Here is a 13,475-nt window from a genome sequence, read left to right on the forward strand (position 1 = left end):
GTCGCGCGCTGCCGGTCGTTGGCCGGTGTCGTGGTGCAGGTGAGCGGCCGGATCGTATGCCCAGGGTGATCGCTGTCACAGGGGCGACGGGCGCCCTCGGCCGACGTGTCGTCGAGCGGCTCGCCGGCCGGGACGACGTGCGGCTGCGGCTGGTGGTGCGCGACGCCGCCCGCGCGCCCCGGGTGACCGGTGCCGAGGTGGCCGCCGTCCCGGCCGGGTACGCCGACGGCCCGGGCCTGGCCGCGGCCCTGAACGGGGCGCACACCCTGTACCTGGTGTCGGCCGCCGAGGCCGAGGACCGGCTGCAGCAGCACCTCACCGCCGTCGCCGCGGCCGCCGCGGCCGGCGTGCAGCGCGTGGTCTACACCTCCTTCCTCGGGGCCGCGCCGGACGCCGTCTTCACCCTGGCCCGCCAGCACGCCGCCACCGAGGCGGCCCTGGCCGCGACCGGCGTGCGCACCACGGTGCTGCGGCACGCGATGTACGCCGACTTCGTGCCGTTCTTCGCCGTCGCCGAGGGCGGGCGCGCGGTGATCGCCGCACCGGCCGACGACGGGCGCGCGTCCTTCGTCTCCCGCGACGACCTGGCCGACGTCGCGGCCGCCGTCCTGGGCGAGGACTCCCCCGCCCTCGACGGCGCCGTGCTGGACGTCACCGGGCCCGAGGCGCTGTCACTGGACGACGCCGCTGCCGTGCTCGCCGACGTCACCGGCCGGCCCGCCGTCTACCGGCGCCAGACCGTGGCGGAGGCGTGGGCGACCCGGCGCCCGTCGGGGCACCCGGACTGGGAGATCGAGGGCTGGGTCACCAGCTACCGGGCGATCGCCGCGGGCGAGATGGCCCGCGTGACCGACGCCGTCCCGGCGCTGACCGGACACCCGGCGCGGACGGTGGCCGAGCACCTGCGCACGCACCCCGAGGACTGGGTCCACCTGCGCTCCTGAACCCCTGCGACCTGCGACAACGGGAACCGAGGGGTCCAGGACCCCGGGTTGCACCGTTCGGGTCCACAACCGGCCGCGGCTTGCCGATGTGCGACTCCGCGACGTCGGCGAGTGCGCCCGCACCCTGGCCTCCTCCGCGGGCAACGTGGACGTGGCGACGGTGGCCGAGGGCCTCGGCGACCGGGCCACCCGCAGCCGCGACCAGGCCCGGCACGCGCAGGTGGCAGCCGGCGACATCAGCGCGGGCGTGACCTCCGCGGCGGCCGGCGCCGAGCAGATGGGCGCCTCGATCGCCGAGATCGCCCGCAGCGCCAGCGAGGCCGCACGGGTGGGCCGCAGCGCCGCCGACCTCGCCCGGCAGACCGAGGCCACGGTGGCCACGCTGGGGGCCAGCTCGGCCGAGATCGGGAACGTCGTCGAGGTGATCGCCGCGGTGGCCGAGCAGACCAACCTGCTGGCCCTCAACGCCACCATCGAGGCCGCGCGGGCCGGCGAGGCGGGCAAGGGCTTCGCCGTCGTCGCCAACGAGGTCAAGGAGCTGGCCCAGGAGGCCTCCCGGGCCAGCGAGGAGATCGCCCAGCGGGTGCAGGGCATCCAGGCCGACACGACGGCGGCGGTGGGCTCCATCGGCCGGATCGCCGAGGTCGTGCGGGACGTGAACGACCACCAGACCACGATCGCCAGCGCGGTCGAGGAGCAGACGGCGGTCACCGAGGAGCTGACCCGCAGCGTGGGCGCCGCGGCCGACGGCGCCCATGCCTTCACCAGCACGCTCGCCGCGGTCAGCGAGGACGCCGAGCGCAGCGCCGAGGACGTGGACACCGCCCGCACCGCCGCCCGCGAGCTCGACCGGCTCTCCGCCGAGCTGACCCGCCTGCTGGGGGCCTTCACCGTCTGAGCGGACGAGCCGTCCGCGACGGGCCGGATCGGGACGGGGCGCAGACTCCTGCGCCGCCGTCCCGTCGTGATCCGACGGGGTGGTGACGGCGCGGGGTCAGCGGGCCGTGCCCTCCATCGCCCGCCAGCGGGCCAGGTTGTAGCGGGCGTCGACCAGCGCGTCGTGGGTGCCGCTGGGCCGGGGCGGCAGCGGCGGCTGCCCGACGTCGTCCCAGCGCTGGCGCAGCTCCCGGGTGAACCGTGGGATCGGCCGCGGCAGCGCCGGCATCGCGCCCCACAGCTGGCACAGCGCCACGTGGTCGTAGGCGGCGTACCAGGCCCACAGCTCCACCTCCTCCCCGGGACCGGTGAGGAAGGCCAGCAGGTCGTCGCGGATGCGCTGCCGGCTGCGCCACGCCCGGTCAGCCGGCGGCGGCAGCTGGTCGAGCACGTTGCGCCGCACCCAGGGGATCGCCCGCCGCTCGTCGAACTCCGTGCTGACGGCGTAGAACTCCCGGCCGGCCTCGTCGACGACGCCGATCGACACGAGGTCGATGGTCGTGCCGTCCTCGATGAACTCGGTGTCGTAGAAGAAGCGCCGCACGCCCTCACGGTAGGTCCCGCCGTCCCCGGGTCGCGGTGCCGGCCGGGAGGGGCCGGGCTAGCGTGCCCGGGTGAGCGCGCCGCACCCGGACCTGCCGAGCAGCATCCGCAACGAGGACCTGGTCGACTTCCTGCTCACCCGTTTCGACGAGGACGAGGAGGCCGCCCGGTTCGTCGCCCTCAGCGCGTCGCGGTCCAACGCCTCGCTGGTGGCGCACGTGCTGCGCGACGTCCGGGCCAAGCGCGACCTGGTCCGCTACTTCCGGGATCTGGAGCAGCAGGGCCCGCGCGGCGCCACCATGGAGCGGGCGCTGCGGCTCATCGGGCAGACCTACGCCGAGCACCCGCACTACCGGGAGGACTGGCGGCCCTGAGGACCGGCCCCGTGCGCCCGTCCCGCCCCGCCGGCCCCCTGCAGGGTCCCGCCGCGAGCTCGCGAGTGGTGGGGGGCAGGGGGTCCTTCGTCAGCCCGCCAGCGACTCCGGCGCCCGGTCGGCGGCCTCGTCGGCGGGCGGCTGCAGCCGGCTGATCACGTCGGAGGCGCTGGCCCCGGTGGCGTCCATCGACTTCTTCACCCGGGCGCCGTAGACGTCCACGTACTCCTGGCCGGACAGCGTCATGATCTCGTACATGATCTCGTCGGTGATCGAGCGCTCGACGAAGCGGTCGCCGGCCAGGCCCTCGTAGCGGGAGAAGTCCAGCGCCTCCCCGAAGCGGACGGTCACCGCCGGGAGGTTCCACCCGAGCAGCAGCAGCCGGCGCGGCCGGTAGACCATGGCGACCGGCACGACCGGCACGCCGGTCTCCAGCGTCATGCGGGCCACGCCGGTCTTGCCGCGGAAGAGCCGGCCGTCCGGCGACCGCGTGCCCTCGGGGTAGATCCCCAGCAGCCGTCCCTGCCGGAGCAGGCGCAGGCCGGTCTGGATGGCGTCCTCCGCAGCCGAGGCGCTGGTCCGGTCGATCGGGACCTGCCCGGCGCCCGTGAAGAAGGCCCGCTGCAGGAAGCCCTTCAGCCCGGAGCCGGTGAAGTACTCGGCCTTGGCCAGGAAGGTCACCCGCCGGCGCACCGACATCGGCATGAAGACCCAGTCGGCCGCCGACAGGTGGTTGCTCGCGAGGATCGCCGCCCCGCGGGGCGGCACGTGCTCCACACCCTCCACGTGCGGCCGGAACACCAGCTTCACGACCGGGCCGAGCGCCACCAACTTGAGGAACCAGTAGAACAACACGCCTCCCTCGGGGGCTGCCAGACTAGGGAGCCCGGGGACGGGAGGACAATCCCACCTCCCTGCCGTCCCCGCCACACCGGCTCACCGCCGGCCGCCGAGGAGGACCCGTGCCCGAGCCCGAGCCGATGACCGGCGTCGCGCCGTCCTTCCTGCCCCGCCGGGGGAGCGCGTGAACGCCCGCGGACGCGGCCGCCGGGACAACGGCCTGGACGCCGCGCTGTGGACCCCGCTGCGCGACGTCGACCCCCGCGTCGGCGAGCACCTGCTCGACGTCCTCCGCGACGCCGGGGTGGCCGCCTACCTGGAACCCTCGGCCGACGTCGAGCCCTACACCCGGACCGTCTCCCTGCCCAGCCCGCCGAGCGACCGGCTGTTCGTCGACCGCGCCCGCAGCGGCGAGGCCCGCGCCCTGGTCGACGAGCACGCCGACGACCACGTGCAGGAGCGCCGCCGCGCCCGGCAGCCCGCGCGGCGCGACGTCGACGAGGACGCCGAGTGGGCCCGCATCGTGGCCGCCTTCGAGGCCGAGCACGGGCGCACCGTCGTCGACGAGGACCCCGCCGGCCTCCTCCCGCCGACCCCGGCCGAGCCGTCGGTGCTCGACCGTCCGGAGGAGCACTACGAGCCGCCGCCGCCCCCGCCGGTGCCCGCTCCGGCGCCGGCCTCGCTGTACGCGGTGCTGCTGATCGCCGCCGGCGCGGTCCTGGTCGCCGCGCCGCGGGTCATCGGGCTGTCCGCCGACCTCGGGCTGGTGCTCGGCGTGACCGCCGTGGCCGGCGGGGTCGGCGTCCTGCTGTCACGGATGCGCGAGCGCACGACCGACGACGGGGACGACGGCGCCGTCGTCTGATGGAGGACCTCCCTGCACCCCGCCACTCGCAAGCTCGCGGCGGGCCCCTGCAGGGAGGCCGCGTCCTCCCCACCCTCCGCCAGCTCAGGGCGGGACCCGGGACGAGGCCGACCGTGCCCGGGGGCCACCTGACTACCCCTGGCCGTCGGCGACGGCCCGGCGGACGAGGTCCGCGGAACCGACGATCCCCGCCTCCGCACCCAGCCGGGCGGCCACCACCCGGGGGCCGGGGCGGAACCCGCGGCCGGGCAGTGCCCGCTCCAGCCGGTGGCGCGCCGGCCCGAGCACCATCTCGCCCAGCACGCTGACCCCGCCGCCGATGACGACGACCTCCGGGTCCAGGACGGCGGACAGGTCGGCGATCCCCTGCCCGAGCCAGGCGCCGACCTCGGCGAGCAGCTCCAGCGCCAGCGGGTCGCCCTCGGCAGCGGCGGTGGCGACGTGCTCGCCGGTGAGCCTGTCCGGATCGCCGTCCACCCGCTCGAGCAGCAGGGCCGCGGCGGCCGGTGAGCTGCGGGCCACCTCGCGGGCGGTCTGGCCCAACGCCGTACCGCTGGCGTACTGCTCCCAGCAGCCGCGGTTGCCGCACGCGCACAGCCGCCCGTCGGGGACGACGCGCATGTGGCCCCACTCCCCCGCGACGCCGTGCGAGCCGCGCTGCAGCCGGCCGTCCATGACGATCCCGCCGCCGATGCCGGTGCCCAGGGTGATCATCAGCGCCAGGTCCGCTCCGCGGGCCGCGCCGTAGCGGTACTCGGCCCAGGCCGCGGCGTCGGCGTCGTTGCCCACCCACATCGGCCGCTGCAGCCGGGCGGCGAGGTCCTTGCGCAGCGCCGAGTGCCGCCAGGCCAGGTGCGGGCTGAACAGCACGGTGTCGCCGGTGCGGTCGAACCAGCCGGCCGCGCCGACGCCGACGCCGACCAGCGGGCCGTCGTGCCCGCGGGCCAGCACGTCGACCACGGCGGCGATGGCGTCCTCGGTCTCCTGCACCGACGAGCCGGGGGTCGCCCGGCGCGCGGTGGCCAGCACCGTGCCGTCCGGGGCGACGACGCCACCGGCCACCTTCGTGCCGCCGATGTCGATGCCCAGCGCGGGCAGGTCGGCCGCGGTGGCGTCGGTGACGGGCTCCACGGCCACTCAGGCGATCTCGATGTGCTGCACCGGCGGCGCGGGCGGCGGGGGCTCCGCTGCCGCCGCCGGCTCCGCCGCCGCGGCCGGCTCCGCCGCCGCGGCCGATGCCCGCTCGGAGACGCTGCGCAGCGCCGCCGCCGCGGCGGTGAGGACGTCGGCCAGCGCGTCGGTGACCTCGGGCCGCTCGCCGCGCACCACGGCTGCGACCTGGCAGACCGGGCACCAGTGGCAGTCGGCCGGGTGCGCACCGGCGGCCTTCCCATCCCCCGCGCCCTCACCCAGGGCCGAGCCGAGGGTCTGGCCCAGCCCGGTCACCAGCCGGCGGGCCTGGTCGACCCAGTCGGGTCCGTCGTTCATGGCGTACTCCCCTCGGCGGCCAGCAGGTCCGCCGGCCACTGTTGCGGATCAGGTGTGAAGGCGACCTCCAGCCGCGCCGCCGCGGTGCCGGCGTCGGCGAGGGCGCCGCCGGTGACCACGCAGCGGCGCAGCAGGGAGTCCAGCGGGACCGACCGGCGCGCCCCGGCCACGGTGACGACCAGGTCGTCCTGCCAGCGGGTCAGGTCCAGGCCCGCGCGCTCGGCCCAGGGCAGCGGCAGAACCAGGCGGCGGATGCCGTCCGCGCGGTCCACCGACGGCGCCAGGGCGGCCACGGGTGCGACGTCGTCCCCGGGAGGCAGCAGGGCGGCCAGCGCCGCGGCGTCCGCCGGTTCCTCGGCGGACTCCGCCACCCGCTGCAGCGGGGCCAGCTCGGCGAGCGCGGCCAGCGCGTCGTCCTGCTCGGCGGCGCGCCGGGCCCACCACTGCCCCGGCCCGCCGTCGGGCAGCACCCGAGCGAGGACGGCAGCCGGCTGCTGGCCGTGCAGCGCCAGCGCGGTCACCGCCGCGCGCAGGGCCGGGACGGCGCCGGCGCGCGGCAGCGCCACCAGCCGCACCTCGGTGGCCGCCGGGTCGTCCAGCAACAGCCGGCCGAGCGCCTCCTCCACCGGCGGTACCGCCTCGAGGACGGCGTCGACCGGTCCGCGCGCCGCCGCACCGGAGCGGACCGCCGCGGTACGCACCGCGCCGAGCACCCGCACTCGGGTCGGCAGCGCCTGGTCCAGCCACCAGCCCAGCGCGCGCGGCAGGCCGACCAGCGCGGTACCCGACTCCAGCGGGCCGGCGTCGACGACCACCGTGTCCGCCTCGTCCTCGGCGGCCGCGCGGGCCAGCCGGGCGAGCAGCGCCAGCTCCGCGGCACCGGGCAGCGGCACCACCGAGGTCGACGGGGGCGGCGTCAGCCCCGGGACGGCGCCGAGCGCCGCACCGGCGGACGTCCACAGGGACTCGGCCGCGGTGAGCGGCGAGACGCAGGCGACGGCGAGCCCGGGGACGTCGTCCAGCCCGGCCGGTCGCCGGCCGGGGCGGAGCAGCAGCAGCGTGCGGGCGCCGTCCGCGGCAGCGCGGACGGCGGTGGCCGCCGCGAGGGTCGAGGTACCGGACCCACCGGGGCCGGTGAGGAGGAGCGTGCGCACCGGCCGCCTAGCCCTCCACGCGCTTCTTGAGCTCCTTGAGGGCCGTGTCGAGGATGACCTTCTCGCCCTTGCGCTTGATCATCCCGAGCATCGGGATGGAGAGGTCGATGGCGATGGCGTAGGTGACCTCGGTGCTGCCCGGAGTGGTCTCCCGCAGGGTGTAGGAGCCCTCCTGCCGCTTCTGCATCTGGCTCTGGACCAGCTGCCAGGACACCCGCCGGTCGCCGTCCCAGGTGTACTCCAGGACGTAGTCGTCCTTGACGGCACCGGCGTCGAGCACGAAGCGCACGCGGCGGGCCCGGCCGTCCGGACCGGTCTCCAGCACGTCGACCCGGTTGGCCGCTGCGACCCACTGCGGGTAGGCCGGGAAGTCGGCGATCACCGCCATGACGTCGGCCGGCGGAGCCGCGACCGTGATCGACTGGGTGGACTGGTCGGCCATGCGGAGCAGGCTAACCGCTCGCCCCCGTACGGGTGGCACGACGCCGGCCGTCCCTACTCACGGGTAGTGAGCAGCGGCTAGATTTCCCCGGAGACGCCCCGCGGCGGGGTCCGGGGCGACGGCGCCCGGGACCGGGCGGGCAGGAGAGGACGAGGCGTGCGCGAGTTCAGCGTCCCCGCGACCACCGAGGTGGGCCCCGACGAGGCCCTGACCGACATGCTGGTCGAGAACGTCACCCGGTACGGCGACGAGACCGGGTTGCGGCGTCGGGTGGACGGCCGGTGGGTGGACGTGTCCTGGCGGCAGTTCGGCGAGGAGGTCCGTGGCGTCGCCAAGGGGCTGATCGCCGCGGGGGTGGCCGCCGGTGACCGCGTCGCCCTGCAGGCCAAGACCCGCTACGAGTGGACGGTCCTCGACTACGCCATCTGGACCGCCGGCGGCGTCGTCGTCCCGATCTACGAGACCTCCAGCGCCGACCAGGTCGCCTGGATCCTCTCCGACTCCGGCGCCACCGCCGTCGTCGTGGAGCGGGACGAGCACGCCGCGGCCGTCGAGTCGGTCCGCGACCAGGCGCCGGACCTCAAGGCGGTCTTCGTCATCGACGACGACGCCGTCGGGACGCTCACCGTCGCCGGCCAGGACGTCCCCGACAGCGAGCTCGACGCCCGCCGGGCCACCCTGGACGCCGACAGCCCGGCCACGCTGATCTACACCAGCGGCACCACCGGCCGGCCCAAGGGCTGCGAGCTGACGCACCGCAACTTCCTGTTCGAGATCGGCAACGGCATCACGCTGCTGGACCGGTTCATCAACCCGCAGAGCTCGCTGCTGCTGTTCATCCCGCTGGCGCACGTGCTGGCCCGCGTCCTGCAGATCGGCGCGGTGAAGAACCGCACGGTCATCGGCCACACGCCGGACGTGAAGAACCTGGTCGAGGACCTCGGCGAGTTCCGGCCGACCTTCGTGCTCGCCGTCCCCCGGGTGTTCGAGAAGGTCTACAACTCCGCCAAGGCCAAGGCGGAGGGCGACGGCAAGGGCAAGGTCTTCGACCGGGCCGCGCAGGTGGCCATCGACTGGTCCCGCGCCCAGGACACCGGCGGTCCCAGCCTCGGGCTGCGCGCCCAGCACGCCCTGTTCGACCGGCTGGTCTACGGCAAGCTGCGCGCCGCCCTCGGCGGCCGCTGCCAGGGCGCCATCTCCGGCGGCGCCCCCCTCGGCGAGCGGCTCGGCCACTTCTTCCGCGGCATCGGCGTCACCGTCTTCGAGGGCTACGGCCTGACCGAGACCACCGCCGCCGCATCGGTCAACCACGACGGCGCGCTGCGCATCGGCACGGTCGGCCGCCCGCTGCCCGGCGTCGGCTTCGCGATCGCCGAGGACGGCGAGATCCTCATCCGCGGCGGCATCGTCATGCGCGGCTACTGGCGGAACGAGGCCGCGACGCAGGAGGCCATCGACGCCGACGGCTGGTTCCGCAGCGGCGACCTCGGCGAGATCGACGCCGACGGCTTCGTCAGGATCACCGGGCGCAAGAAGGAGATCCTGGTGACCGCGGGCGGCAAGAACGTCGCCCCCGCCGTGCTCGAGGACCGGCTGCGCGCCCACCGCCTGGTCAGCCAGTGCATCGTCGTCGGCGACCAGCGGCCCTACATCGCCGCCCTGGTCACCCTCGACGAGGAGGCGCTGCCGCTGTGGCTGCAGTCCCAGGGCAAGGACGCCGGCCTCACCGCCGCCCAGCTCGCCGAGGACCCCGACGTGCTCGCCGAGCTCGACGCGGCCGTCGCGGACGCCAACAAGGCGGTGTCCCAGGCCGAGGCGATCAAGAGGTTCCGGGTGCTGGGCACCGACTTCACCGAGGACAACGGGATGCTCACGCCGAGCCTGAAGCTCAAGCGCTCGGTGGTGCTCAAGGAGTTCGACGCCGAGGTCGAGGAGCTCTACCGGACGTAGCCAGACCCGCGTCCCCGTCCCTCGTGGGAGGACCCCGTCCTCCCACCCCTCGCAGGCCCGGGACGGGGTCGGCGGCCCCTGCAGGGGACCTAGGGCTCCAGCAGCCCGGCGAAGGTGTCCGCGATCGACGTCCAGGACCAGCGCTGCTCGACCCACGCCCGGCCGGCCGCACCCATCCGCCGCGCCCGGTCCGGGTCGTCGAGCAGGTCGGTGAGGACGGCGGCCACCGCCTCCGGCGACCGCGGATCGGCCACGACGTGCCCGGTGACGCCCTCCTGCACCGTCTCGGGCGCACCACCGGAGGTGCCGGCCACCACGGGCCGTCCGCAGGCGGCGGCCTCGAGGTAGACCATGCCCAGGCCCTCGACGTCCAGACCGCCGCGGCGGGTTCGGCAGGGCATGGCGAACACGTCCCCGGCGGCGTAGTGCTCGGGCAGCCCGGCCGGCGGCACCGGCCCGGTGAGGACGACGGAGCGCGCCAGCCCGCGTGCGGCGACGTCCCGGCGCAGGTCGTGCTCCAGCGGGCCGCCGCCGACGAGCAGCAGCCGGGCGTCGGGGTGCCGGCCCAGCACCCGCGGCCAGGCCGCGACCAGCACGTCCTGGCCCTTGCGCGGCACCAGCCGGGACACGCAGGCGACGACCGGCGCCGCCCCCAACCCGTACCGCTCGCGCACGGCGGCCCCGTCGGCGTCCGGGGTGAAGCGGTCGACGTCCACCCCCGGCGGCAGCTGCGCCATCCGGGTGACCGCGCCCAGCGCCGGCGCCAGCCGACCCCGCGTGTAGTCGCTGATGTAGGTCAGCACGTCGAGCCCGGCGGCGATCCGCCGCATCAGCTGCCGCGCGCCGGGCAGTGCCACCCAGCCCGTCTCGTGGCCGTGCGTGGCCCCGACCAGGTGGCGCACCCCGGCGTCGCGCAGCGCAGGCGCGAGCAGCCCCAGGGGCGCGGCCGCGCCGAAGAACGCCGTGTCGCAGCCGTGCCGCCGGGCCAGGGCGGCCGCCGCGCGGGCCACCCGCGGGGTGGGGAGCAGCACCCCCGTCGGGTGGCGCACCACCTCGTACGGCAGCGCGGCGTCGTGTGCCTCCCAGCCGGGCGAGCGGGAGGCGAGCACGACCAGCGACTCCGGCGGGCGGCGGGCCAGCAGGGCGGCGACGAAGGTCTGGATGCCCCCCTGGCGCGGCGGGAAGTCGTTGGTGACGACCAGCGTCCTCACCCGGCGTCCTCCAGGCGCTGCCAGTCCTCGGCGAAGGCGATCCGCTGCGCGCCGGTGGGGTGCGAGCCGAAGAACCACTGCCAGGCGACGGGCGGGTCGGGGTCGCTGAGGTTGGTGGCGGCCAGCTCCCGCTGCATGGCGGTGAACGCCCCGGCGTCCCCGGTCAGTTCGAGCGCCCGCAGGTCGGCGCGCGCCTCGACCTGCCGCGACACCAGGTTCTGCACCGGCGTGCTCAGCAGACCGCCCACCGACAGCAGGAGCAGCACGAGAGGGACGACGGCCGGGTCGGCGGGCGACTGCGCCCCCGCGCGGCCCAGCAGCGGCGTCCAGGACAGCAGCCAGCCCGACAGCGCGACGGCGGCCGCGGCGCCGAGCGCCCCGACCAGGGTGCCGGTGAGGACGTCGCGGTGGACGACGTGGCCGAGTTCGTGCGCGACGATCGAGGCGACGGCGTCCTCGGGCAGCTGCTCGAGGGTCGTGTCGTAGAGGACGACGCGGCGGGTCGAGCCGAACCCGGAGACGTAGGCGTTCAGCGCCGTCGTCCGCCGGGAGGCGTCGGAGACGAGGACGTCCTGCACCGGGGTGCCGTTCTCCTCCGCCAGGTCCAGCAGCCGGGCGCGCAGCTCACCGGCCGGGAGCGGCTCGAAGCGGTTGAACGCCGGCTCGATGACCACCGGGTACAGGAACGACCCGACGACGACGAAGCCGGCCGCCACCGCCGCGGCCCACGCCCACCAGGTGCGCGGCGCCCGCCGGACGAGCCACAGCAAGCTGCCCAGCGCCAGCGCGGTGACCACGGCGCTGATGGCGGTCGAGACGGCGACGTCGCGCAGCCACAGCCCCCAGCCGCGGGTCGACAGGCCGTACCGGTGGCGGACCACCTCCGCGTACGCCGACACCGGCAGCGTGGCCAGCCGGCCGACGACCACCACGGCCGCCGTACCGAGCAGCACCTGGGCCGTCCACCCGCCGCCGAGGGGCGCGGCGACGGCGCGCACCAGCCGCGCCCCGAGCCGGGTCAGGCCCAGGACCGCGGAGACAGCCAGACCGAGGGTCAACGAGACGAGCGAGGCCGGGCGCAGCGCGGCGGCGAAGGACTCCGCCCGCTGCAGCACGTCCGGCGGGAGGACCGACGACGGGTCGGCCGGAGTGGGCCCGCCCGGTGGCTCGGCCAGCAGCGTCCACGGCGGCACCACCACGAGGACGACGACGAGCGCGGCGCCGACGACGGCCGCGACCAGCAGCGCGGCCCGGCGGGCGCCCTGCCCGTCCGCCCCGCTCACGTGCCCGATCCTAGAAGGCCCGTCCGGGGGACCCCTCGCACGCTCGGGCTCCCCCGGACGGGGCCGCGAGGCCGCGGCTCGGCTCAGCCGGCGATGCGGCGGATGGCGGTGATGCCCCCCATCGAGTCCACGCTCACGACCTTCACCGGCTGCCCGGAGGTCGAGGCGTGCACCATCTGGCCGTTCCCGATGTACATCGACACGTGGCTGACCGGGCTGTAGTAGAAGACTAGGTCACCCGGCTGCAGGTCGGCCCGGGACACCGCGGTGCCCATCGTCGCCTGCATCCGCGACGAGTGCGGCAGGCTGGTGCCGGCCGCGGCGTAGGCGTACTGGGTCAACCCCGAGCAGTCGAAGGCGTCCGGCCCGCCGGCGCCCCACACGTAGGCGTCACCGACCTGGGCCAGCGCGGTGTCGACGGCGGTCTGCGCGGCGCCGCTGGCCGCGGCCGCCGGCGCGGCGGCCACCGGCTGCCCGGCGTGCGCGGCCACGACCTCCTGCTGCTGCGGCGCCGACAGCGCGTCGTACTGCGCCTGGTACTCGACGGTGTCCGCCTCGAGCCGGGCCTGGCGGGTGGTGACGTCGTCGAACGTCCGCTGCGCGGCGGCCTGGGCGGCGTCGGCCTCGGTGCGGGCCCGCTCCGCCGCGGCGGCGGACTCGGCGACCTCCCCGAGCACCTCGTCGGTGTGCCCGGCGATCGCGTCGAGGGTGGCCAGCTGGGAGACGAACTCCTCGGCCGACCCGCTGGTCATCAGCAGGTCCAGCTCGGCCATGCCGTTCCCGGAGGAGGCGGTGAAGGCCGCGCGGGCGACCTGGCGGACGTGGCCGTCGAGCGCGTCGAGCTGCGACCGGGCCTCGGCAGCCGCCCGGTCGGCGCTCTGCACGGCGGCCTGCTGCTGCGCCAGGATCTCGCGGGCCTCGTTCACCTGCTCGGTGACGACCTCGAGGTCGTGGGCGGCCCGGGCGACCAGCTGCGCGGCCTGCGCGGCGCTGGTGGCCTCCTCCGGGTCCGCGGCCGCGGTGCCCGGCAGGAGCGTCAGGGCGAGGGTGGCGGTGGCTCCCAGGACCAGCCCGCGGGCGAGGACGCCGGACGGGCCGGAGCGGCGGACCGCGACCGGGAGGTCGGGGTGGAACTGGTCGACGGCATGCCCCAGGGCAGGGCGGGGGGTCGCCACGGGCGGCGGCTCTCCGTTCTTCCTCAGCGACCGCCTACCGAGTTAGCTGACGGGTTCGGGCTGGGAAGAAGGCGCCCTATCTCTGCACCCCGGCGGACCGGCGCGCAGGAGAACTCACCCCAGTGCTGCGGTGGGTCCCCGGTTCCCCCTCGGCGCCGGTGCGGCGCGTCGGGCGATTCGGCGGTGACCGGCCGAGGTCACCTGTCTGCAGGTGACGACCACCCGGCCGGACCGGCTCACCGTACGGGGGTTGTTGAACAAGTGACGAAC

General features: G+C 76.2%; 14 protein-coding genes and 1 riboswitch. Of the genes, 5 read left to right on the forward strand and 9 right to left on the reverse strand.

From position 1 onward, the window contains the following. The first annotated feature begins 56 nt into the window (after window positions 1-56). Window positions 57-944 (forward strand): NmrA family NAD(P)-binding protein, encoded by an 888-nt coding sequence (locus BMW27_RS05965; protein WP_091440557.1) that lies wholly within the window; start codon window positions 57-59, stop codon window positions 942-944. Between the two features lie 88 nt (window positions 945-1,032). Continuing rightward, window positions 1,033-1,842 (forward strand): methyl-accepting chemotaxis protein, encoded by an 810-nt coding sequence (locus tag BMW27_RS05970; RefSeq protein ID WP_245743329.1) that lies wholly within the window; start codon window positions 1,033-1,035, stop codon window positions 1,840-1,842. Window positions 1,843-1,938: 96 nt separating this feature from the next. Here the strand turns inward: BMW27_RS05970 and BMW27_RS05975 are convergent, their stop codons facing one another. Next, window positions 1,939-2,424, reverse strand: coding sequence for a polyadenylate-specific 3'-exoribonuclease AS (locus BMW27_RS05975; protein ID WP_091440559.1), 486 nt, complete (start codon window positions 2,422-2,424; stop codon window positions 1,939-1,941). A 70-nt stretch (window positions 2,425-2,494) separates the two neighbouring features. On the opposite strand from BMW27_RS05975, the gene BMW27_RS05980 reads away from it, so the two are divergent. Next, a complete protein-coding gene (locus tag BMW27_RS05980; protein WP_012949357.1) occupies window positions 2,495-2,797 on the forward strand; it encodes a DUF6221 family protein in 303 nt (100 codons plus the stop codon). 90 nt (window positions 2,798-2,887) lie between these two features. Here the strand turns inward: BMW27_RS05980 and BMW27_RS05985 are convergent, their stop codons facing one another. Next, window positions 2,888-3,652 carry a lysophospholipid acyltransferase family protein gene (locus BMW27_RS05985; RefSeq protein ID WP_245743330.1) on the reverse strand — a complete coding sequence of 255 codons (765 nt, stop codon included), beginning with the start codon at window positions 3,650-3,652 and terminating at the stop codon, window positions 2,888-2,890. Window positions 3,653-3,821: 169 nt separating this feature from the next. On the opposite strand from BMW27_RS05985, the gene BMW27_RS05990 reads away from it, so the two are divergent. Further along, window positions 3,822-4,502 (forward strand): hypothetical protein, encoded by a 681-nt coding sequence (locus tag BMW27_RS05990; protein ID WP_091440561.1) that lies wholly within the window; start codon window positions 3,822-3,824, stop codon window positions 4,500-4,502. 132 nt (window positions 4,503-4,634) lie between these two features. Here BMW27_RS05990 and BMW27_RS05995 read toward each other — a convergent pair whose 3' ends face one another. The 4 genes from BMW27_RS05995 to BMW27_RS06010 are packed head-to-tail and all read right to left on the reverse strand — an operon-like array spanning window position 4,635 to window position 7,586. After that, window positions 4,635-5,633: an ROK family glucokinase gene (locus BMW27_RS05995; protein ID WP_091441474.1), complete on the reverse strand. Its 999-nt coding sequence runs from the start codon at window positions 5,631-5,633 to the stop codon at window positions 4,635-4,637. 6 nt (window positions 5,634-5,639) lie between these two features. After that, entirely contained in the window at window positions 5,640-5,990 is a 351-nt protein-coding gene (locus BMW27_RS06000) for a hypothetical protein (RefSeq protein ID WP_091440563.1), read from the reverse strand. Continuing rightward, window positions 5,987-7,144 carry an ArsA-related P-loop ATPase gene (locus BMW27_RS06005; protein WP_091440565.1) on the reverse strand — a complete coding sequence of 386 codons (1,158 nt, stop codon included), beginning with the start codon at window positions 7,142-7,144 and terminating at the stop codon, window positions 5,987-5,989. The genes BMW27_RS06000 and BMW27_RS06005 overlap by 4 nt, the downstream gene beginning before the upstream one ends. A gap of 7 nt (window positions 7,145-7,151) precedes the next feature. Further along, on the reverse strand, window positions 7,152-7,586 hold the full coding sequence (locus tag BMW27_RS06010; RefSeq protein WP_091440567.1) for an SRPBCC family protein: 435 nt from the start codon (window positions 7,584-7,586) through the stop codon (window positions 7,152-7,154). A gap of 156 nt (window positions 7,587-7,742) precedes the next feature. Between BMW27_RS06010 and BMW27_RS06015 the strand changes: the two genes are divergently transcribed. Then, window positions 7,743-9,536: an AMP-dependent synthetase/ligase gene (locus BMW27_RS06015; protein ID WP_091440568.1), complete on the forward strand. Its 1,794-nt coding sequence runs from the start codon at window positions 7,743-7,745 to the stop codon at window positions 9,534-9,536. Between the two features lie 89 nt (window positions 9,537-9,625). Here BMW27_RS06015 and BMW27_RS06020 read toward each other — a convergent pair whose 3' ends face one another. From BMW27_RS06020 to BMW27_RS06030, 3 genes are all read right to left on the reverse strand, one after another. Continuing rightward, window positions 9,626-10,747, reverse strand: coding sequence for a glycosyltransferase family 4 protein (locus BMW27_RS06020; protein WP_091440570.1), 1,122 nt, complete (start codon window positions 10,745-10,747; stop codon window positions 9,626-9,628). Continuing rightward, window positions 10,744-12,030: a M48 family metallopeptidase gene (locus BMW27_RS06025; RefSeq protein WP_091440572.1), complete on the reverse strand. Its 1,287-nt coding sequence runs from the start codon at window positions 12,028-12,030 to the stop codon at window positions 10,744-10,746. The genes BMW27_RS06020 and BMW27_RS06025 overlap by 4 nt, the downstream gene beginning before the upstream one ends. Before the next feature lie 83 nt (window positions 12,031-12,113). Continuing rightward, on the reverse strand, window positions 12,114-13,205 hold the full coding sequence (locus tag BMW27_RS06030; RefSeq protein WP_091440574.1) for a C40 family peptidase: 1,092 nt from the start codon (window positions 13,203-13,205) through the stop codon (window positions 12,114-12,116). A gap of 16 nt (window positions 13,206-13,221) precedes the next feature. Beyond that, a riboswitch (cyclic di-AMP (ydaO/yuaA leader) is annotated at window positions 13,222-13,370 on the reverse strand. Between the last annotated feature and the right edge of the window lie 105 nt (window positions 13,371-13,475).

The sequence above is a fragment of the Geodermatophilus poikilotrophus genome (assembly GCF_900111455.1).
GTDB classification, from domain to species: domain Bacteria; phylum Actinomycetota; class Actinomycetes; order Mycobacteriales; family Geodermatophilaceae; genus Geodermatophilus; species Geodermatophilus poikilotrophus.

Bases quoted from the DNA above. Each gene is read 5' to 3' on its own strand.
- BMW27_RS05965 (WP_091440557.1), top strand. From the start codon at position 57: ATGCCCAGGGTGATCGCTGTCACAGGGGCGACGGGCGCCCTCGGCCGA.
- BMW27_RS06000 (WP_091440563.1), bottom strand. From the start codon at position 5,990: ATGAACGACGGACCCGACTGGGTCGACCAGGCCCGCCGGCTGGTGACC.
- BMW27_RS06010 (WP_091440567.1), bottom strand. From the start codon at position 7,586: ATGGCCGACCAGTCCACCCAGTCGATCACGGTCGCGGCTCCGCCGGCC.